At 44.4% G+C, this 21,635-nt stretch carries 21 protein-coding genes; 4 read left to right on the top strand and 17 right to left on the bottom strand.

Features of this window, described 5'->3' with window-relative positions:
* Window positions 1-50: 50 nt before the first annotated feature.
* Window positions 51-1,235, bottom strand: coding sequence for an NnrS family protein (locus tag OH461_RS10465; protein WP_270020554.1), 1,185 nt, complete (start codon window positions 1,233-1,235; stop codon window positions 51-53).
* Window positions 1,236-1,498: 263 nt separating this feature from the next.
* Between OH461_RS10465 and OH461_RS10460 the strand changes: the two genes are divergently transcribed.
* Entirely contained in the window at window positions 1,499-2,059 is a 561-nt protein-coding gene (locus OH461_RS10460; RefSeq protein WP_270020553.1) for a gamma-glutamylcyclotransferase family protein, read from the top strand.
* Here the strand turns inward: OH461_RS10460 and OH461_RS10455 are convergent.
* Window positions 2,048-2,971: a LysR family transcriptional regulator gene (locus tag OH461_RS10455; RefSeq protein ID WP_270020552.1), complete on the bottom strand. Its 924-nt coding sequence runs from the start codon at window positions 2,969-2,971 to the stop codon at window positions 2,048-2,050. The two genes, OH461_RS10460 and OH461_RS10455, sit on opposite strands and share 12 nt — an antisense overlap.
* A 104-nt stretch (window positions 2,972-3,075) precedes the next feature.
* On the opposite strand from OH461_RS10455, the gene chrA reads away from it, so the two are divergent.
* Window positions 3,076-4,218 (top strand): chromate efflux transporter, encoded by a 1,143-nt coding sequence (chrA, locus tag OH461_RS10450; protein WP_270020551.1) that lies wholly within the window; start codon window positions 3,076-3,078, stop codon window positions 4,216-4,218.
* A gap of 52 nt (window positions 4,219-4,270) precedes the next feature.
* Here chrA and OH461_RS10445 read toward each other — a convergent pair whose 3' ends face one another.
* The 14 genes from OH461_RS10445 to OH461_RS10385 are packed head-to-tail and all read right to left on the bottom strand — an operon-like array spanning window position 4,271 to window position 15,714.
* On the bottom strand, window positions 4,271-4,915 hold the full coding sequence (locus OH461_RS10445; RefSeq protein ID WP_270020550.1) for an OmpA family protein: 645 nt from the start codon (window positions 4,913-4,915) through the stop codon (window positions 4,271-4,273).
* A 25-nt stretch (window positions 4,916-4,940) separates the two neighbouring features.
* Window positions 4,941-6,212: a TadE/TadG family type IV pilus assembly protein gene (locus tag OH461_RS10440; RefSeq protein ID WP_270020549.1), complete on the bottom strand. Its 1,272-nt coding sequence runs from the start codon at window positions 6,210-6,212 to the stop codon at window positions 4,941-4,943.
* A 3-nt stretch (window positions 6,213-6,215) separates the two neighbouring features.
* Entirely contained in the window at window positions 6,216-6,767 is a 552-nt protein-coding gene (gene tadF, locus OH461_RS10435; protein ID WP_270020548.1) for a tight adherence pilus pseudopilin TadF, read from the bottom strand.
* Window positions 6,742-7,227, bottom strand: a complete 486-nt coding sequence (locus OH461_RS10430; protein WP_270020547.1) for a TadE/TadG family type IV pilus assembly protein — start codon at window positions 7,225-7,227, stop codon at window positions 6,742-6,744. The genes tadF and OH461_RS10430 overlap by 26 nt, the downstream gene beginning before the upstream one ends.
* Before the next feature lie 10 nt (window positions 7,228-7,237).
* Window positions 7,238-8,038, bottom strand: a complete 801-nt coding sequence (locus tag OH461_RS10425; RefSeq protein WP_270020546.1) for a secretion protein — start codon at window positions 8,036-8,038, stop codon at window positions 7,238-7,240.
* 12 nt (window positions 8,039-8,050) lie between these two features.
* A complete protein-coding gene (locus tag OH461_RS10420) occupies window positions 8,051-8,956 on the bottom strand; it encodes a type II secretion system F family protein (RefSeq protein ID WP_270020545.1) in 906 nt (301 codons plus the stop codon).
* Window positions 8,956-9,876 carry a type II secretion system F family protein gene (locus tag OH461_RS10415; protein WP_270020544.1) on the bottom strand — a complete coding sequence of 307 codons (921 nt, stop codon included), beginning with the start codon at window positions 9,874-9,876 and terminating at the stop codon, window positions 8,956-8,958. Before OH461_RS10415 ends, OH461_RS10420 begins: the two co-directional genes overlap by 1 nt.
* The gene (locus OH461_RS10410; protein ID WP_260259743.1) at window positions 9,873-11,156 is read right to left on the bottom strand and encodes a CpaF family protein; all 1,284 of its coding nucleotides are present in this window, start codon (window positions 11,154-11,156) and stop codon (window positions 9,873-9,875) included. The genes OH461_RS10415 and OH461_RS10410 overlap by 4 nt, the downstream gene beginning before the upstream one ends.
* 3 nt (window positions 11,157-11,159) lie before the next feature.
* Entirely contained in the window at window positions 11,160-12,395 is a 1,236-nt protein-coding gene (locus OH461_RS10405) for an AAA family ATPase (RefSeq protein ID WP_270020543.1), read from the bottom strand.
* Between the two features lie 15 nt (window positions 12,396-12,410).
* The gene (locus tag OH461_RS10400; RefSeq protein ID WP_270020542.1) at window positions 12,411-12,929 is read right to left on the bottom strand and encodes a hypothetical protein; all 519 of its coding nucleotides are present in this window, start codon (window positions 12,927-12,929) and stop codon (window positions 12,411-12,413) included.
* Entirely contained in the window at window positions 12,926-14,245 is a 1,320-nt protein-coding gene (locus OH461_RS10395) for a type II and III secretion system protein family protein (protein WP_270020541.1), read from the bottom strand. Before OH461_RS10395 ends, OH461_RS10400 begins: the two co-directional genes overlap by 4 nt.
* 19 nt (window positions 14,246-14,264) lie before the next feature.
* Window positions 14,265-15,068, bottom strand: coding sequence for a Flp pilus assembly protein CpaB (gene cpaB, locus OH461_RS10390; RefSeq protein WP_270020540.1), 804 nt, complete (start codon window positions 15,066-15,068; stop codon window positions 14,265-14,267).
* Window positions 15,069-15,076: 8 nt separating this feature from the next.
* Window positions 15,077-15,499 carry a prepilin peptidase gene (locus tag OH461_RS20120; RefSeq protein ID WP_443088454.1) on the bottom strand — a complete coding sequence of 141 codons (423 nt, stop codon included), beginning with the start codon at window positions 15,497-15,499 and terminating at the stop codon, window positions 15,077-15,079.
* A gap of 14 nt (window positions 15,500-15,513) precedes the next feature.
* A complete protein-coding gene (locus tag OH461_RS10385) occupies window positions 15,514-15,714 on the bottom strand; it encodes a Flp family type IVb pilin (RefSeq protein ID WP_270020539.1) in 201 nt (66 codons plus the stop codon).
* A 716-nt stretch (window positions 15,715-16,430) separates the two neighbouring features.
* On the opposite strand from OH461_RS10385, the gene OH461_RS10380 reads away from it, so the two are divergent.
* On the top strand, window positions 16,431-18,116 hold the full coding sequence (locus OH461_RS10380) for an AMP-binding protein (protein ID WP_270020538.1): 1,686 nt from the start codon (window positions 16,431-16,433) through the stop codon (window positions 18,114-18,116).
* Between the two features lie 336 nt (window positions 18,117-18,452).
* The gene (locus OH461_RS10375; RefSeq protein WP_270020537.1) at window positions 18,453-19,349 is read left to right on the top strand and encodes a LysR substrate-binding domain-containing protein; all 897 of its coding nucleotides are present in this window, start codon (window positions 18,453-18,455) and stop codon (window positions 19,347-19,349) included.
* 103 nt (window positions 19,350-19,452) lie between these two features.
* Here OH461_RS10375 and fusA read toward each other — a convergent pair whose 3' ends face one another.
* On the bottom strand, window positions 19,453-21,543 hold the full coding sequence (fusA, locus tag OH461_RS10370; RefSeq protein WP_270020536.1) for an elongation factor G: 2,091 nt from the start codon (window positions 21,541-21,543) through the stop codon (window positions 19,453-19,455).
* Window positions 21,544-21,635 lie beyond the last annotated feature (92 nt).

The following is a 21,635-nucleotide window of genomic DNA, read 5'->3' as shown; positions in this document are numbered from 1 at the left end:
AGGCTTGGTCACCACCAAGCCTTTTTCGTTTTCGGTTTAATGACTTCAAACTAGCCCGGATGCCCATCCACTCTTGGTGTCAGTAGCATATAGCCAAACTTAATTAAGAACATGCCGAAAGCGAAAGTCCACAGCAGAGCACTCGTATCAATCATTTCCAGCATATAACTTGGGAACAACACGACACCAAAACTGCGCACTAGGGCCGCTAATACGATAGCTGCAAATGCCCAACCCATTTTTGGTCCTTTGTAAATCTCTCTACCAGTGTGTCCCATGGTGACACGAGCGATCATCGCTAAAATTAAACCCGCTAGCGCACCTATCGCGAACAGGTGAATCATATTGTGTTGAGCAAAGGCGTTATCCCATAAACCGCGCACTAGCAAGCTCAACGGAATACACAGATAAGTCAGATGCAGTGACCATACTAATGGCTCTGCAAATGTTTGCCACGGCTTCCAACGCATGATCTTAATGGCATGAGCGACACCAGAAATCACCATAAACACTTGGCCTACCTGCTCCATAGCTAATGGGAAAAAGCTTAAAATGAATAACCCAAGTAGAGGAAGATTAGCTGCCCACTCTAACCAAACTAACGGTTGAGGTTTCTCGGTATTAAAACGACGCGCAGAGAAAAATGGAATCACTCGTCCGCCCATCACCGACAGTAACAAGGTGAACCACCACAACATGGCTTGCCATACTGCCGAAGCGGGGAACGGGGGCATGCCTTTCACGCAGGCATAACTGGCAAAATTAGCCACCACCGCGAGCATAAACAAAGGGACAAAAAACAAGTTTCTCCACCCCTTAACTTGCACGACACGCCAAGCAACCTCATAAGCTGCAAAGGCGAGGAATAAGGCATCGAAAATAGAGATTAGCCAAAGTGGTGCGGGGCTCCAGAAGAGCAAGCGAGGTATCATCCAAAGCACCACAATGGCTAACAAACGGTAACTCTTAGTACCATTGATTCCAGTCCAGTTTTGGACCGCAGTTAACACAAATCCGACGACAATCGCCATGGCGAAGCCGAAGATCATCTCATGCACATGCCACCAAAGTGCTGGGACTGATAATACTTCAGGTTGGCCAGTACGAAACATCCATACCCAAACTGGAATGGCAATAAAAGCGTATAAAACGCCAAGGAAAAAGAACGGACGAAAACCTAACCTCAATACAGCTGGAATCTTTTCTTCTACTCGTTTATCAGTGATATTTAGCAAACTAACTGTCCAATACAAATCATTTGCTTCTCTACTGCACGAATCGTACCAAATTTTATAATCATTAATTTCAATACTTTATGACAAAATCACTCTCATTTTAATGTCATTTTGACTCTTAAAATTTATATCTAATTGACCCCAAGAGGTCATTTTGACACATATAACTATTGGCTATGAGAACAATGGTTTTTGTCTTTAGTCCTTCATCTAAAAGTCGGTATGGTAGATACTCTCTATCCTTTTGATTTGGAATCCCATCTATGGCTGATTACATTTTTGGTTATGGCAGCTTAATGAATTCAGCATCACGCCAATTGACCGGTCAAACCTCTCAAGCGACACCCGCCGTCGTGCATGGCTTATGCCGTCATTGGAGTAAAGTCGATGACAGTTACGTATTGGCACCTTTGGTCGTGACCAAAGGCAAAGGGTTGGTGAATGGGATGCTTCTTCAAGTCAACGAGCAAGCGATAGCTGAATTCGACATACGTGAACGAGGTTATCAACGTATTTCACTGCCGATTGAGCAAATCGACGTTTCGCTCTCATTAAGCCAACAGGATAAGGTGTGGGTTTACATCACTGAACAAGCCGAACCACCGTGCCTTAATAGCCCTATTATGCAAACCTATGTGGACACCGTAATGGCTGGTTGCTTAGAGGTATCAGAAGCGTTCGCCCAACAATTTATTGAACATACAGTTGGCTGGCACCACGCCCAAGAAAATGATCGCCACCAGCCTAAATATGGCAATCTCGCGGGCGTCACAACCGATCACCAACAAGTCATTGATAAGATGCTTAAACAGTTACTCGCTTAATACCGCTTGTGCCACTAACCCTCTTAACCATTGACCCTTTTCGCTGTCAGACAAACGAGTATGCCATAGCATCGCAATGTCAAAATCCGCAACAGGGACAGGAGGTGTAAAGGTCGAAAGCTGGTCATCAAAGCCCTGAGCCATCGCCATTTTTTCTGGCACGATGGCGATCAAGCGACGCTGTTTTAGCAAACTGCGAATGGTCAAAAAGTTACGTGATGCAACGGTTACGCGGCGTGTCAGCCCATGCTCTGCTAACTTCTTGTCCACTTGAGTCGCTAAGCTGCCATCCGGACTAACCAAGGCATGTTCAATGCTAGCAAAAGTCTGCTTATCTAATACGCCAGATAAACCAAGCATTTGCTTATCAGCCAAACAGACGTGCTTTTCAGTATAAAGAAAATGGCTATCAAAATTATCATCAAGTACTGGCATACTGCCGATCACCAAGTCTAATTTTTCATTTTCCACCAGCGCAACATAGTTGCTGCGATTGACGTTCACAAAACTGATTTGAGCGTTAGGTGCCTGCTCGCGTATCGCGTCATAAATCACTGGCGCAAAGATGAATTCCGCGTAATCGGTTAAACCTATGCGACACACGCCGTTGTAGTCTTTCGGGGTAAAGACTGATTTAGTCAGCAACTCATGAGTAATAGAATCCAATAAACGATGCACAATCGGCGCAATATGGTGAGCATGGTCGGTAGGTTCCATCTTGTGCCCTTTACGCTCAAACAACCCATCATCAAGCAGCACACGTAAACGCGCTAAGCTGTGACTCATCGCCGACTGGCTGATAAAGCTCTTTTCTGCCGCCACACTGACGCTGCGATAACGATAAAGGTAGGAAAAAGTCACCAGTAAATTAAGGTCGATATTTCGCCACTGAATATCATCGGATACTGCCATTTACTATCCCATTTGATTCATAAATAGAATTAAAACTATCAATTTGAATCATCATAGTACATTTATTACAGTAAGGTCAGTATTGATAAACCGGATTTGCTTCCATGTTCTCTATTTTTAAAACCTTCTTTTGGCTCGGCTGGATAAGCTTTGGTGGGCCTGCTGCACACATCGGTTATTTCCGTCAAACCTTTGTTGAAAAGCTCAAATGGCTCGATGATAGCGACTACGCTCAAATCGTCGCGCTAAGCCAATTCTTACCGGGCCCAGGTTCAAGCCAAGTGGGCTTTGCTCTTGGTTACAAACGCGGTGGCCTATTAGGGGCTTGCGCTGCGTTTATTGGATTTACGCTACCTTCTGTCCTCATCATGGTATTACTGGCGATTGCGAGTAGCCATGTCACCCAAACAGGCGCATTCCAAAGCATTGTGCATGGGCTAAAATTGCTGGCGGTCGTTGTCGTGGCTGACGCGGCTTGGGGCATGTATAAAAACTTCTGTAAAAACACATTAGCAACGACCCTTTGCGTGGTCACCGCCATTGCCCTACTCACCATGCCAAGCATTGCGACCCAAATGATCGTGCTTATCATTGCTGCGATTGTTGGGGCAACATATCTCAAAGGCGAAACGCCCGCAGAGCCAAAACCATTCCAACCAAGCTTTGCCCCCTTAGTGATCTTCGCAGTGTTAATTGTTGGTTTACCCTTTGTTGCCCACTTCACACCGATACTTGGTCTGTTTAACGACTTCTTCCAAGCCGGTAGCCTAGTCTTTGGCGGCGGTCATGTGGTGCTACCTTTGCTACAAAACATCGTTGGCGATCAGCTGAGCCAAGATGCATTCCTAACGGGTTATGCCGCAGCGCAAGCCGTACCAGGGCCAATGTTCACCTTTGCGACTTATATCGGTTATGAACTACTGCCAAGTGCGCCTATCACGGGTGCATTAGTGGCGACCATCGCGGTATTTGTTCCAGGGTTCTTGTTATTACTTGGGGTATTGAAAAACTGGCAATCGCTGGCACAAAACCCAAAAGTGGCCGGTGCTGTTAGTGGTGTAAATGCAGCCGTAGTAGGCCTACTTGTCTCTGCTTTATACCAACCTGTGTTTACTAGCGCGGTAATGAGCCCATTAGATATTGCATTAGTGCTGGTCGGTTTTTACCTACTCAAAACCCTTAAGCTACCGATTATTTGGATGGTGTTGACCTTCATTACGGTTGGTGTGGTTTCTGCTCTCATTTAAACATCAACCATGCGACAAAGAAAAAGCCGCTGAACGAACAGCGGCTTTGGTTTTATTGCGAGTCACTCGCAACGATATCCACGCGTCGATTGGCTTTCCTTCCCTCTGCTGTCGCATTGGTTTGAATCGGAATCGTCTCCCCTTTCGACACCACAGCAAGCGAATCTTTTGGCATCTGCTTGCTGACCAAATACCCATTAACACTATTCGCCCGACGCAGGCCAAGCGCAAAGTTGTATTCATGAGTCCCGACATGGTCAGTATGACCTTCTAATGTGAGCGCTTGCTTACTCTGCCCCAGTTTTTCAACCATGGTATCCAGTACATACTTAGACTCTTTGGTAAGCTGCGACTTATCAAACGCAAAGTAAACCCTCGCCACCAGCTCTCCTGTCTCATAAGCCACGGTATTGCTTTTGGACATCAAATATTCTGCGCAATCAGGGTCAATCCCAGCGTTGAGCAGTTCTTGGCGAATCATTTGTTCCGTCACAACAAAATCGCTTTCCCGTTGCAGCAATACAAATGGCCCCTGATTGAGCATCACTTCGGTTGCCTGACCAAACTGCAAGTCTTGTTGGTAATTTAAATCTGGTTTCGCGCAATAGCGCAATATCTCTTGACCTTCTCCGGCCACAGCATTCGAGACTGGGCTACTTAAAATAGCAATTAGTGTGGTGAGTATGGCTCTATGCATGTGGCCTCTCCTTAGCAATTATGGATCATTTTAGATGCCCAATTTCTTCACTGATCAGCTCTAAAATCTTATTGAGAATTTCGTTTTTGTTCTGCGCTTCAAACACGTTATCTACACCCGCACAATCTTGCAGTGCGGTATTACCCGATACGTTGTAGTCAAAGCCAATTACCGCAATTTTCGACGTCACCGGATCGCCATTCGCGGCGGTTTGGGCATCAAGATCATCACGAATTTTGTCACACAATTTGTAACTACTGCCGTACAGGGTCGATGAGATGGTACTGTTGTTCACACCGTTGGTTGAGCCTAAGTCATTACCATCAGATAAAATAACCACCAAGCGACGCGGGTTAGTACCAAGGTTAGCCAATTGAGCCCCACGAATCAGGCCTTGGGCTGACGAGGTATAACCGGCTGGTGAAAAGTCATCAATCTTGTTATTGAAAGCCGTAAAATTGGTGGTAGGTAGAATGTCTTCGATGACAGCGTTATAAGTACCCGACGTGACACAGCCTTGCTTTTCAATGAACACACGATTCACTGTTTTCCGGTAACCGATATTACCAAAGCGGTTATACTCCAGTTGGTCGACAAAACATGTTGCACCTGATCCATCACCATCAATCAAACGTACGTAATTGTTAAAGCCGACAAAGGCGACGGTGTTGTCATCAGCGTTGACCAAATCATTAAATTTTTGCAATTCATCTGTCACGGTTTCAATAACATCAACCAAATCTTCGTATTTGTCTTGAGAGCCGCCAGACCAAGGATCGCCCATAGATCCCGAGAAATCCGAGACAAACACGACGTCTACCGCACTGTTTTGGTACTTACGAGCATTCGATTGTCCGGATACCGTGTAGTTTTCATCAAAGGACTTTAAGTCACCAGAAAACCAAGTGTCGTGTGCCGTAGTGGCTGCAACTCGAAACTCAAAGAAACGTGGCTCACCTGCGGCAAGGCCGCTGACACAATCCGGGATTTGGTCACAACTCAGTTTCTGAATAGACAAACTGTCGACTGAGTTCATGTTAGACATGTATTGCGCAATATAAGCATTGGCTATCGCCTGATTGACCGCGCTACCGTTACCCGAACCATCATCAACGTTGTCATCGTTGTGAGCCGCGACGGCTAGACTAGCCACTTCGAGGCCATCTTCTAATCTCGCTTTATCTTGCATCATCCTTGCGCCATCCGTCGCCAAGCTGAACAAACCAAACAATCCGGGGATCATGATGGTAAACAAAATAGCAGCATGGCCTTTCTGTTTTGAGATAGGAGACTTCATAACTCACCTTCCTATGATGACAGAGCTAGATGAAACGATGTTAAAGCCATTATCCAAAAGGTCTTCAACAAGGTTATCGGTGAAGTAACATAACGTTACTCGGTATAGGGTGGTCTGACGCCCCCAAGAGGTTTCGACTGTCAGCCCGTTTTCAATATCACCTAGCGTTTCATCAAGATTGCAGTCTCGACCACCTCTATTCATCGTCCTCAACGCGTTAGGGGTTGAGTCTGCTGCATACGTTTGTTCTTCTATCACCATGCCAAAGCGTTCTAACTCATATTGACTGGTGGTCCGTTCTAATGACCGGCTAATGACCGTAAATACGATGTCAGCGTCAGCGCCAGTTGTTACGTAATCTTCTCCATATAGTTGGGTTCGCTCTTTTACTAGGCTGGCTGCGGAGTATGACAAACGGTCTAATTTACCCTTCATCGATAACTTCACTAGCACATCCCCAGTGAACATAATCAGCACACCAAGCAGTAATCCCACAATTGCAAATTCAATCGTGAATACGCCAGCCTGATTAGATTTCGAATTGATCTCTTTCATACTCTTGTACCACGATAACTTCCCGACCAAAGATGGTATCTTGATCGAAGAAGTAGCTAAAAATTCCGCTAAAGTCGTAACTGATATAGTAAATAGCGATTGCTGAATTGGCAGGTGTACCGCACTCAGTGGTTTGCGTTCCACCTGCAGGCTCGCAGATTGCGTTGACTTGATTAAGCGCATTCATATCAGGAACATAGCGAACCGACGCTTTAAATTTGCTTTTGTCGACTAATCCACTCCACAAACTGTCGCTCTCATCCAATCGATTATAAAAATGATCTATGTAATCTTGCGTGTCCTTTTTCGCCGTTCGCGATGCTTCTGCAACGGCAAGATCGTTGACTGCGGAGACATAAGACATAAAGCTTAATTCTGCCCAAGCCGCAACCATCAACCAAAATGCAAAGAAGCCGAGCGCTAATTCAACACTTACTACACCCTTTTGCTTTTTTTTCATCCTTGCCTCCTTAAGGGGTTAAACCCTTAACCTCAGTAGATGGTGTTGGAGAGGAGGCGAGCAACTCATCTGCCGGTGTCACAGACACCAACCTTAGACCAATGTAGAGCTCTTCAATTTCTTGAGCGGTATAGCGGGAAACAAACAGCGATTTGAAACGCTCAAAGTCACCCGACTTTGCATAAGCCAAGGCAAGATTGGAGACTATGGTGGCATCACGATTTCCCGATTGGTAGATAGGCTCCAATCGCGATATCGCAAGGCCATAGTCTTGTAACAGGAGGTCAATAACGGCGAGGTTATTCTTAATGGTGACATCATCGAAAAGGTGTTTTCGCGCTAGATAGAAGTATCGCCAGGCATTATTGATATCTCTCTGAGACGCATAAGCCATCCCCAACAGGTTTTCTACCTCTGGGTAATTTTCTCTAGCCTCTAACGCTTCCAAACCAGCAACGATGGTTTTATCCATGTTGCCTTTCGCAAATTCGATCTGTGCTTTTAAGTATAGTCCGTTGGGTGAAAACTGAGAATTTTTAGATAAGGTCTGATAGTAAAAATCCGCAGAGTCCAAATCATCACTGTCTAAATACGCCTCAACCAGTTTTACGCGTACACGCTCGTCTTCAGTCTGCTTTAAGTGTTCTTTGTAGTAACTGATCAGCTTTGATTGATCACCCGCCTGCGTCAACACCGTTTCTTTGGCTGAAAAGCTGGCGGATTGGGCTTGTTTGGCCACACTCGACGGCGTCGAACTACAACCAACAAGCGCACTAAACAAAAATGATAACAGTAAGATTTTTTGGACCATTGTTCACCTTCCTTATGAACCGGCCATCATTCTCATGACGCCTGGTGCTGTAATCAAAATAACGATCGGTAGCATGATGAGTAGTATCAGCGGCACTGACATCTTAGCTGACAACTTACCGATTTTTTCCTCTACGCCGAGCATTTGAATCTCGCGGATATCCATCGCTAACGTAGTCAGAACACTGTAAATTGATGAGCCGTATTGCAAACTTTGGCTCAAGGTCATGACAAAACTACGAATCTCAGCCGTTGGAACTCGGTCATACAACTCCTCTAATGATTGCTCTAAACCAACTAACTTTGCCCGCTCATTGGTTTTATTCAGCATGTAAGCAATATCACGATCAAAACCGACCATCTCTTTCGCTAAATAGCCCATAGAAGACTCGATGGTCATACCGGTTTGCACACACACACCCATTAAATCGAGCAGATAAGGCAAACGATCCGAGAGTTTGCGCTGCAGCGCTTTCCGACGCATCGCCAAATACCAATCAGGCCCAAGCAAGCAAAGCACCACCCAAAGCGAGGCATAGAGTAGTATCTTGGTCATCGGTAGTACGATTTGAATGCCGTAAAAAACAATCAAACCCGCCCCGACAACCAACGCACCATATTTCAATGGAAACAACCACTTAGAAAACTTGGCATCATAGAAACCCGCCGCAATTAGCTTTTGTTGAACGTCCGTTTCAGACATGGAAACAAAGCTACCAATCATCTTGTTTACGTACTCTAGAAAGCTCTGCGCACGCTGTTTTTTACTGTAATTTAATCCATATTTTGCAAAGCGATTTTGGCGAATCGCCCTTAAATACAAACTGTAAAACACCACACAAACGCCGAGTACCACAAACCAAGTGGCTAGAATAATTTGCCCTGTCACGGTTGAAAAAAAAGCGATAACGGCTTCCATCAGCGCACTCCTTTCATCAAGCCCCAAACGATGGCTATCCCGATGGCTTCACTGATCAACATGTAATAAAGAATCGGGCGCCCGTCTTCGTGAAACATGACGAACTCATAGTTATCGGGGCTGAGAGCCTGCATAATCAGTAAGAAAATAAACGGGATTGCCGCCACTATCTTGGCGGACATACGCGCTTCCGCAGTCAAGGCGAACTTTTTCTTTTCAATCGAACGAGCATCAAACATCAATCGATTAAGGCGAGTAATAACGTCTTTGAGCTGACCGCCTCGATGCATATTGGCGCGCAAGGTAATCACAAAAAATTGGAATGAAGGGTATGGAAAACGTCGGCAAGATTTACGTAACACATCGTCAGCGCTCTCACCAAGTTGCAAACGCTCTCCCATTAACTTGAACTCTGCACCGACATCACCATCAAGTGATTTACCCACATACATGATGGCATGCATGATACTTTCCCCCGACGACACCGCACTTGATAGCATATTGAGCGCATCAGGAAAAGACTCTTCAAACATTTTCTCTTCACGCTTTTGCAGCCATAAATAACCAAACGTCAGTCCTATCACTTCAACAATCGCGACAACGATGAAAACATTACCACGGATGAATCTATCGTTGATTTCAAGTGCAAGAAAACCGAATACTGCCATTGCCAAGAGAATTTTAAAGTAGGAGAAACGACCTAATTGTTTTTGAACATTCACCCACTTTTCGCTGATCATTTGTCCATAAGTTCTGTCGGATAGCGACTTCAAGTCTACCGCTTGGCCACTCTCGCTGGACATATTGCTCACCAGCACAGTACGGTTAAACTCTTCCAAGTAGGTGTGCTTTTTCTTAGGCTCTAACACCCATATCAATAGCACCAATACCCCAAAACCAATCAGGACGAAATAGATCATTGCTGCCTACCTATTTGAAATAGAGAATCTAACTGTGCTTCTAAACCAAAGAAGCGTGCTTTTTCGACCAAAACTGAGCGCTTCATCAAGCCAGCAGTCACATAGTTACCACGCACTTGCTCAGTATTGGCTTCACTTAACTCCGGTTGAAAGCGGAATATTTCTTCCAATACAACACTATTACCCTCGATACCTATCACTTCAGTAATACTCATGACTTTACGGCTACCATCATGTAAGCGACTGATTTGAATAATGATATCGATTGCACTCACAATGGTGCGTCGAATGGCATCCAGCGGTAAATTGTTGGTTGCCATCATCACCATCGCTTCTACCCTTGCGAGCGCATCTCTTGGCGTGTTGGCGTGAAGAGTCGACATCGATCCATCATGACCCGTATTCATTGCCTGCAGCATCTCAAAGGCTTCACCACCACGACACTCACCAACAATGATGCGGTCAGGGCGCATACGTAACGCATTGATCACTAGGTCTCGCTGATGCACTGCACCAGTATTTTCAATACCCGCGGTTCGGGTTTCTAGACGCACAACATGGGGCTGTAATAGTCGCAGCTCGGCCGCATCCTCGATGGTGACGATGCGCTCTTTCTCTGAGATGTATTGCGATAACGCATTGAGCATGGTGGTTTTACCTGAACCAGTACCACCAGAAATCAAAATATTTAGACGGCAACGGGAAGCGATCATCATCATCTGCGCCATTTCCGGGCTCATTGCGCCAAACTCAACCAACTTGTTTAAATCGATCGCTTGTTTTTTAAATTTACGAATCGAGATAGAAGTACCATCAATGGCAATAGGTGGAATAACAATGTTGACCCGGCTGCCATCAGGCAAACGGGCATCACACATGGGCTGAGATTCGTCAACGCGGCGACCAACACGCCCAGCGATGCGCTTGGCAATTTCGAGTAGCTGTTGGCCATCGACAAATGTTACATCCGCCGGCTCAACCAAGCCGTTACGCTCAATAAAGACATGCTCATGACCATTGATCATGATATCGGTGATGGATTCATCGTCCATCAAGGGCTGCAGTGGCCCTAAACCTTGCAGTTCATCAACTAAATTTTTAACAAAGTCATTGCGCAGTACGGTGGGTACAGGCAATTGCTCTTTATCAATCAGCATAGTTAATGCTTGAGCCAACTGTTCAGAGAGCTGCTGAGCGTTGAGGCGATTGATCACCTCAGGGTCGAGAGCATCAAATATTTTCCCGCGTAGATCTTTGTATATCTCTCTGGCACCTTGCATAGGTTAGCCTCCCCAGCCGAATGGGAATGGCGAACTATTTTTCATCTCTTCACCAAAAATAAGTGCTGCAAGATTTTCCATTGCCTTCGCAGGTTGTCCGCGATAATCCGTCACTCGCTTTTTATCCAAAATGTGTGCATCGAGCTTTTTCATGTAAGGCACGACGATATCAACTGGACGGCGCAAAAACTCTTCCACTTCCTCACGGCTGACTGTGGCGCACGAATCTGGCAGGGAGTAGTTCAACACCACAATGATCCGCACTGGTGAAGATTTGGTTTCGGCGAGCTCTTTGATCTCTTTATGCTGACGAGCAGCCTCACGCAAAGAGGAAATCGTTGGCGAAATAACCAAGATAATGCAATCGGAAATATCGACTAACTCTTTAGAAGAAAAGACCATTTCCGCAGTAGAAGAGAGATCTTCTAAGACAAAGTTAACCTCTTCCGACACAAACGCAGCCACATTTTTGGTGTAATCTTTGAGGTCAACATTTTCAATGTCTTGTGAGGTTAAAGAGAGAACCGACAAGTTTTTGTTCTGCTTTTTAAGCAGACTTTGCGACGACGAAAAATCCAAGTTCGATGCCAGAGAACCGGAGCGAATTTCACGCTTCTCAAATTTTTCAATCCCGAGCATGATGTCGAGGTTACCGCCTTGATAGCAGTTATCCACCACCACACATGAGGCATTGCGCTTGTCTGATAGCACTCGACTCATTTCAGCACACAGTAGCGTTGTCCCTACTCCGCCTTTGCAACCGACAAAACTCACCTGCTTTGCTCTGCGCTTTTTGCTTAACCCTCGGTTACCTAATCGGTTGTCATTCACGCTAAGGACGAAGTCGATTAACTCATTCTTATTAATCGGCCAGAACAAGTAGTAAATGCCAAGGGCTTTGAGCTTTCGAATAGTCGAAATACAGTCTTCACTACCAATCACCACCACAGAAGCACCGTTAGGCATTAAGTGGCTTAAACGTTCTGCATCTTGAGCAATATCCTGACTTTTATTCAGCTCTAAGATAATCACTTCAATTGACTCAGAGCGCGTATTCTCTGACACCTTTTCATCAGATAAGGTATTAAATTCCGGCTGCTCTAAGCCTTCAAATCGATACGCTTCACTGATCAGTTTTTTGCATTCGTCCGTTTGCACAAAAGCAATCGAGTTAATGTTACGAGCTTCACCCGCAGCACCATCCTCGCGGCTTTTTAAGATATCGACTAAATCAAACATCGCCGCTCCCTCTGTTTATTTTTCTAACTCTTGACCAAGCAACATTTTTTCTGGATGGACCATACTCTGCCAACGGGCATTTTCTGCGTAACATCCATCGTGATAACTGCCAAACTGACCAATTGTGGTGTAGTCACACAGCTCCGTAACCACTTTGTATTTCACCGTACTGACCGAGATATCAAAGTGACTCTCCTGCTTAGACTCAGATTGATTAATCACGATCATGTCGGCACTGATCCCATCCTTTTGCAGCTGTTTGCTCAGCTTATCGGCCATGCGTTTACCAGCCTTACTCGACCACTCAATGGCGATTTTTTCATTTGCAATTACATTCCATTGTTGCTCAACATATTCATAAAGCTGTTCCCAAGCATGGCGCTCCTTTTTGGGCTTAATGGTTAAATGGTACGTGTTGGTGATAGGCACAATATGCAGGTGTGCACCGTCCCGCTCTTGAATGGTTTCAGCACAACCCACCAGCGAACCTAATACCACCAAACAGGTTAAACATGGTTTAATTAGTGATTTCATTGCTTAAACCCTCCTGTCGACAACACCTCATTAACCTTGGTTTCTGCTGCCTTTGGATAGCCTTTACCAATTTTGAAAAAGCGCTCTAAGTTCGAGGTTCTTTGCATGGTTGGCAATTGAACTTGAGACGGGTGAATCGGCTGAACTAGATTGACCGTCGCCACAATGACGAGCTCTGTTTTGGTTCGCTCTGTTGCGGTATTTCTAAACAGAGCGCCCAGTACAGGGATGTCACCAATGTAAGGAATGCGACGCAATGTCTCTCGGTCTTCTGTGCTCAGTAACCCACCTAAAATGAAGCTTTGACCATCTCCCAGTTCAACGGTGGTTCTTGCTCTACGGGTTCTAAGCGCTGGTAAATCGTAGTTGTCATTCTCATATTGATTATCCAGTGCACTTACTTCTGGCATCATGGATAACTTGATTTTTTCATCGCTAAGCACTTTTGCCATCAACTCAAGACGAACACCATATTCTCGATATTCGACATCTGTTGAACCATCAATCACAGTCACCACTGGTATCTCACCACCTGCTAAGAAGCTTGCCGTCTCACCTGAAATTACGGATAGATTTGGCTCGGCCAACACTTGGCCGACGTTATCATCGCCTATCGCGGTAATCACAGAAACAATGTCACTAGCACTGAAGTTGGTAATCTGGTCAACGAAAACACCGGGCGAAGTCGTACCAATTTGAATACCGAACTCTTCGAGAAAACTGTGGGTAACTTCTGCAATAGTCAGTTTGACGTTTACTTGCTTAGTGGTGACCACATCAATATTGTTCACTAAGCCTTGGAAGCGGTAGCGGCGCATGAACTGCATCTCATACATTTGATCTCCGAGATCCCAATTCACATTGGTAATTTCAACGTCCTTACCTAGTAACTCACCCGCTAAACGATAAATCTGCTCGCGAATTTCGTCTGACGAAACAGTACCGCTAAGCACCGCCTGTTCACCTAAGTTGTATATGCTGACATCACTTTTAGGGTATCTCAGCTGTATCTGTTGCTGGATGTGCACCAAACTCTTATTGACCACTAACTTACGTGAAATCAGGGTATTGCCTTCCTTATCAAACACCATAAATGAGGCGTTACCGATTTTACGTCCAAAGAAAACCACTTTGTTTTTGTCGATTACTTGATAATCGGCAATCTCGGGATCAGAGATAAAAACAGAACCAATCTCTGACTGTGTTTCAATGGCTTGCGCGTCACCTTCGGAAAGGTTAACGATGCGGGCGGCGTGTACTGAAATGCTAATGGGGACTAGTAGAAGGCATAGCAGTATTAGATATCCTTTTCTCATGTCTCCTCCATTGTTCTTGTTATTTAACCGTTACCTCATCGGCACGGAACTCGACAATTGCTCGATAGTCAGGCAGTACATCACCTGAGTTAGCTTGAAGCTCTGACGCTTCCTGTAATCCAAGCGACTTATGCACTTCAAGCTGAGTAATATTCTTGGCGATAGCCAATTTGGCGACTTGACGTTGTGACAACTCCAAAATAAGAGTCACCGTCGTGGCGGTATCTTGGTCGCGTGTTTCTTCTTTGGTTTCTTTACTCACTTTAAGTACTTTAACTGCGATGAGTACTGGGGAAATTGAAACGGATTGATAACCTGAAACTGTTTCATCATTGGCTAAGTTTTGTTGCTCAGAAGAGAGTGCAACCACATCAACCATAGTGCCATGAGTAATAAGTCCACCAACAATGTCAGTATCACTAACTTTGATTGCATAAGGGACTCGATTCGGTGCTAAAACCGTGTCGATGTAACCCAGTTCATCGGGTGAAATCATCGTCGCTGGAGATAATGTTTCCCCCTCAGCCATATCCTGAATCGCCACACCACCAGCAGGAAGCATCAGGGGTTGAGCGGTATCGATGCCCATTTTCAAAGCTTGTTCTTCTGGTACACGCTTAACTTCAAGACTTGACTTGGAAATGAGTTCTCCCCGTTTAATGGGAGACTTAATCACATACACAGAGGCAAGTTCGATCTCTTGCTCTGGCGTATCCGGCGTTGCCACATTTTGATTGTTCTTGGCAAAATAGTTGCTCGACAATCCATATAAACCCGCACCAATACAAACTAATGCAATTGGAACAAGAATTTTCAATTTCATACTACCTCCTAAATAGAGGCTACTGAGGTAATAAAGCAGCTCAAAGCAATTGGAATTCCATAAGGTACCGAGTTGAATTTATTTTTATCACTAAACTTTTTTGATATTAAAAATGCAATCACAGTAACAAAACCAGCAAAACCAATATAAATCATGGTACTAAGATAATATTGACTATCAATCATGGGAAAAAATGCGAGCAGGAGTTTACTGTCTCCTGCTCCCCAGATCCCAACCTTCCACACCAACAAAGAAACTGGCACTAAAATAACAAAATTGAACCATTCAAATGAACTTTTTGTTACCACAATGGAATAAATTGAAAGCAATAATATTAACAAACACAGCCAATTAGGTATTATCCTATAGCGCCAGTCAAAATAACAAACTGATATACTCAATACGAATAGAAACCCAATTAAAAAAATCACTGTCTTATCTAAAACTAATCCAAGTTATCCGCAATTGTTTCAATACCATCTTCAAGTGCCGCTTGGAGTGGATTGTTGTTACCCGTAAATACAGCAGCTACGATCGCAGCAATAGCGACTCCTACCAAAGCATATTCAATTGCTGTTACGCCATCTCTATCTTTAAAAAATGAGCGCACAAACACTTGTAATTCAACATATTTACGTAAGATCATAACTCTCTCCTTTTAATACAACCTTATTTTCGATGTGATCTATTTCAATAGATTCATAGTAAAACTAGTCAGCATGTTCGTTTTTCGCAATATGAGTATGAAAATGAACTCCTAATTAAAAATAAAATTAAAATAGTAGTAACACTTTTATTAATAAAGAGTTACGTCAATAATTCGTCGTTTTTGGCGTCATTTTGTTGTATATATTATTTACATCTATATTTATAACTAAACGAGATATAAATATTTTTCTAAAATTAATTAACCCTTTAGTTGTAGTTCATACCACTAAATATCTCGATACTTGCTCCATTTTTTATTTTTAGACTTTCCCAAAACTAAGGTCCCCCTTGCATCACCTACTTATAGGTTTTGGCAATGATTCTTTTGCAGGTTTCAAAGTTTGATGAACACTACTGACGGAGGATACTTGTTCGTCCAATTATGCCTTGTGCGTTTAAAGCGCACTTGCTATCTCTGACCGTACTTTACTTTCCAGAACCCACCCTGTTTGAAACCACACAACGTGATTTCAAGGACTTCCCACTCTTGAGATTTTCATGCTAAGGTTAACATTACATTAACAATAATAATCACCTTCAAAGGGTTACTCGTGTGTACTGGTTAGTTTGAGCTCTCTACCAACCTTACTGCTTATCAAAGCTTGCTCTTGAGTATCTAGAAGGGAATCTTTGCCATTAACATGGAGTTAGACAATGATTCAGCCGAACGAGTTGAGTAACGCTAAATGCACTCAGCCTCCCGCCAATGAAATGATTTTGAAATGGGCAGAGGAACGCCCAAATGAAATCTATCTAAAACAGATCATTAATCGTGAGTTTGTTGAATACACCTACGCTGAGGTCGCCGATAAAGCTTTAAGCTTAGTGACGGCTTTGCGCGGTTTAGGCTTGCAACCGGGCGATAGAATCGCGCTGGTTTCAAAAAACTGTGCCGAATGGTTTATTTGTGATTTAGCCATGATGCTAGGTGATTACATTAGCGTGCCTATCTTCCCTACTGCTGGCGCTGATACCATTGAATACTGTGTCACCCACAGTGAAAGTAAAGCTATTATCGGTGGTAAGTTAGATGACCCAGCGGCCACTCAGGAAGTGATAGATAAACTCGAAGGGCTAGTGAGTATCTCACTGCCTTATGATACAGCACCAAGCTGTCAGCACCAGTTCACGCCATTAGTCGACCATTCAGAACCTAGCGAAGAACGCCCACAGCATTACGATGATAAACTGATGTCCATTGTCTACACCTCGGGTACTTCTGGCCTACCAAAAGGGGCTATGCTGACTTACGGCGCATTTGCTTGGTCGGTACAACAGCTGATTAATCACATCGGTATCGAGAAGCAAGATCGCTTATTCTCTTATCTGCCATTAGCGCACATTACTGAACGAGTCTATATCTTCGGTTCTTCAATTATGGGCGGCGTTCAAACTGCGTTCCCTGAATCCTTAGATACCTTTATTGAAGATGTGAAGATGCAGCGCCCGACGCTCTTCATCTCAGTGCCTCGTTTATGGACCTTATTCCAACAGCGAATTCAAGACAAACTGCCGCAGAAAAAACTCAACTTCTTGCTCAAAATTCCATTTGTTAATTCATTAATTAAGAAAAAGCTCGCCGATGGCCTAGGCCTAGATCAAGCAAGGGTGCTTGGTTGTGGTAGTGCGCCGGTCTCACCTGCGCTACTTGAGTGGTATCGCAGTGTAGGGCTAAACATCACCGAAGCATGGGGCATGACTGAGTCATTTGCTTACAGCACACTCAACTACCCATTCCGCGCTGACAAAATTGGCTCTGTGGGTAATGCAGGCCCGGGGATCGAGCTCAAGATAGCCGAAGATGACGAGATTTTGGTTCGTGGCCAAGGTCTATTTTCTGGCTACTACAAGAATGACATAGCCACGCAAGAATCGTTTAATTCCGACGGCTGGTTACATACTGGAGATGTTGGCTCGTTAGATGTGGACGGCTACCTAACTATTCAAGGACGCAAGAAAGACAACTTTAAAACCGCCAAAGGTAAGTTTGTTGCTCCTGTGCCAATCGAGAAAAAACTCTTTGAGTACAGCCGTGTCGAGATGATGTGTTTGATTGGCTTAGGCCTACCAGCACCTATCCTGTTGGTTGTTCCTCACGATTTCCCGAACTTTGATCGGGAGCGTTATGCAAGAACCACCAAAAAAGTCGTGGCGAAGATGAACGCGCAACTAGAATCACACGAGCAGATCAAAGGGGTGTTGATGATCAAAGATCCTTGGAGTATTGAGAACGGTATTCTCACTCCAACGTTAAAGATCAAGCGTCATATTCTTGAACAAAAATATCATGAGATAGGCCATAACTGGCCGAAAGATCAATTGGTCGTTTGGGAAGAATAAACACCCGTCATCAATCTGAAAGGAGCGCATTGCGCTCCTTTTTAATAACCACTTATTATAGATAATCCAAATGCGCCCGACGGTTTGAGACACTATTCAGCAAGCCAATATCTTGTTGCATGTGAGAGCTCAACGCACTTGATGAAGGGCTTCTCCTACTGGTATTTTGGCTAGCTAACGTCCACTTTTTACTCTTTTTCTTGAAGTTAAACTCTAAGTCTATATTCCACTTTAAACTGATCACCATGGTGCACCTCCTCCTCTTTCTCTGTATTATGGAAACTAGCTGTTCAAAAACCGAACAACCATTTCTAACAAGGAATATAACTAGAGCTTATGGATAAGCGATTAAGACACCTCGCCGGACTTCGTTACTTTGAAGCCGCTGCAAGACTCAAAAGCTACAGCAAAGCAGCCGATGAGTTGTTTGTTAGCCAAGCAGCCGTTAGCCAAACCCTTCGACGTCTCGAAGATGAACTGAACTGTAAATTGTTCGTCCGAAAAGGCCGTAATATGGAACTCACCCAACGTGGTGAAACGCTGCGTTGCCACGTATCCAAAGGCTTTAACCAAATAGTGAGTGGCCTCAATATCATTCAGAATGAACCGATTGAAGGGCTACTCAAGGTCAATGCCCCGCCGTCTTTCTCATCTCGTTGGTTAATGCCGAGGTTATGGAAGTTCTCGGTAGCCTACCCCGACATTCCGATTCGTATAATTACTAGTTGCCACTCTCTCGATTTGGAACATGGCGAAGTCGATGTCGCTATCTGGCAAGGGGAAAAGGAAGTGGATGAAAGTGTATTGCACAAAGAACTGTTAATGCATGAAGCCATCTACCCTTTTTGCTCGCCTGAATTAGCCAAGTCGATGCAGTTGGAACACCCACAGCAACTATTAGACTGCTGGTTAATTCATTACGATTCTTCAAGCTTTCAGTGGAGCCAATGGTTTGAATCACAGCACCTCTCTATGAACAAAAATGCGGTACAGTGGATGGAGGTCAGTACGTTTGACTTGGCCATGAGTGCTGTCATTGCTGGCCATGGTGTCTGCTTAGCTAGTGACTGTTTGGCCAGTGATTTTGTTGAGAGAGGCATGTTGGTTAAACCGTTCGATTTAGGCCTAACACCGGGGCTGCAATTTAATCTATTTACCGCAACAGAATCACCAAGAAGAGTGCGAATTCAGGCGTTTACAGACTGGCTAAAACAAGAGATGAAAGACTCTTAACCCCCTCATCGAAATCACCCTCCAACATCCACTAGTCGATTACACAGATACAAAAAAGCCCCGCATAAGCGAGGCTTTTATCTTAAAGATTTAACTTAAAGAATTACTTCTTCTCGTTACGCTCTTTAACTTCAGCGATAACTTGATCAGCTACGTTTGCTGGACATGGTGCGTAGTGTGAGAACTCCATAGAGAACTGACCACGACCAGAAGTCATTGTACGTAGAGAACCGATGTAACCGAACATTTCTGATAGAGGTACATCACCCTTGATACGTACGCCAGTAGTACCAGCTTGTTGGTCTTTGATCATACCACGACGACGGTTAAGGTCACCGATTACGTCACCAACGTGATCGTCTGGAGTGAACACGTCAACTTTCATAATTGGCTCAAGAAGTTGCGCGCCAGCTTTAGGCATAGACTGACGGAATGCGCCTTTAGCAGCAATTTCGTAAGCGATAGCTGAAGAGTCAACTGCGTGGAAACCACCGTCGAATAGTTCAACTTCTACGTCTAGAGTAGGGAAGCCAGCTAGAACACCAGTTTCCATCATGCCGCCAAAGCCTTTCTCAACTGCAGGCCAGAATTCTTTAGGTACGTTACCACCAACAACTGTTGAAGAGAACGTGAAGCCTGAGTTTGGCTCACCTGGTTTGATACGGTAGTCGATTTTCGCGAACTGACCAGAACCACCAGACTGTTTCTTGTGCGTGTAGCTATCTTCAACTGGTTGAGTGATAGTTTCACGGTAAGCTACCTGTGGAGCACCTACTTCTAGCTCAACGCCGTAAGTACGCTTAAGGATGTCTACCTTGATGTCTAGGTGAAGTTCACCCATACCTTTCAGGATAGTTTCACCTGAATCTTCATCAGTCTCAACTTGGAAAGATGGATCTTCTGCAACCATTTTACCGATCGCGATACCCATTTTCTCAGAACCGCCTTTATCTTTAGGCTTAACAGCGATAGAGATTACTGGTTCTGGGAAGATCATTGGCTCAAGAGTAACTTCGTTCTTAGGATCACATAGAGTGTGACCAGTTTGAACGTTCTTCATACCAACAACAGCGATGATGTCACCAGCTTGTGCTGAATCGATCTCGTTACGGTCGTTTGCGTGCATCTCAACCATACGGCCGATACGCTCAGTCTTACCAGTAGCTGAGTTAAGGATTGTGTCACCCTTCTTCATCTTACCAGCGTAGATACGGATGAACGTTAGTGCACCGAAGCGGTCGTCCATGATCTTGAACGCAAGCGCTTTTAGTGATTCATCAGCAGATACTGTTGCAACTTCACCAGTTGCTTCACCTGTATCTTTATCTGTGATTGGCTGTGGATCAACTTCTGTTGGAGACGGTAGGTAGTCTACTACTGCGTCAAGAACAAGTTGGATACCTTTGTTCTTGTATGCAGAACCACAGTAAGTTGGGAAGAATGCTAGATCACGAGTACCTTTACGGATACAACGCTTGATCTCTTCCATTGATGGTTCTTCACCTTCTTCTAGGTAAGCCATCATTAGGTCTTCGTCTTGCTCTAGAGCAGTTTCGATTAGCATCTCACGGTATTCAGCAGCTTTCTCTACTAGATCAGCTGGAATATCTTGGATTTCGTAGTTTTCTGGAAGACCAGTTTCGTCCCAAACGTAAGCTTTTTGGCTTAGTACGTCTACAACACCAGTGAAGTCATCTTCGATACCGATAGGTAGAGTCATCACTAGAGGAGTCGCACCTAGAACGTTTTGTACTTGGTCACAAACTTTGTAGAAGTCAGCGCCCATACGGTCTAGTTTGTTAACGAAGATTAGACGAGATACTTTTGATTCGTCAGCGTAACGCCAGTTAGTTTCAGACTGAGGTTCAACACCACCAGAACCACAGAATACACCGATACCACCATCAAGTACTTTTAGAGAACGGTAAACTTCGATTGTGAAGTCAACGTGTCCAGGAGTATCGATGATGTTTAGGCGGTGATCGTTCCAGAAACAAGTAGTAGCAGCAGACTGGATTGTAATACCACGCTCAGCTTCCTGCTCCATGAAGTCAGTAGTTGATTCGCCGTCGTGCGTGTCACCCATCTTGTGGATTTTACCAGTTAGCTTAAGGATACGCTCCGTAGAGGTAGTTTTACCCGCGTCTACGTGAGCAAAAATACCAATGTTTCTGTATTTTGATAAATCAGTCATTGTCTTACTCTGTTAATAAGGTATAAAGTGCGCGCAGAGTATATCACAATCTGTCAAGACTGATACCCTTGCGTGCTGTTGTATTTAAAAAA

Source organism: Vibrio sp. LaRot3, assembly GCF_027587025.1.
In the GTDB taxonomy this organism is placed as follows: domain Bacteria; phylum Pseudomonadota; class Gammaproteobacteria; order Enterobacterales; family Vibrionaceae; genus Vibrio.
Note: the sequence above shows the minus strand (reverse complement) of the source record. Positions and strands in the feature narration are given on the sequence as shown.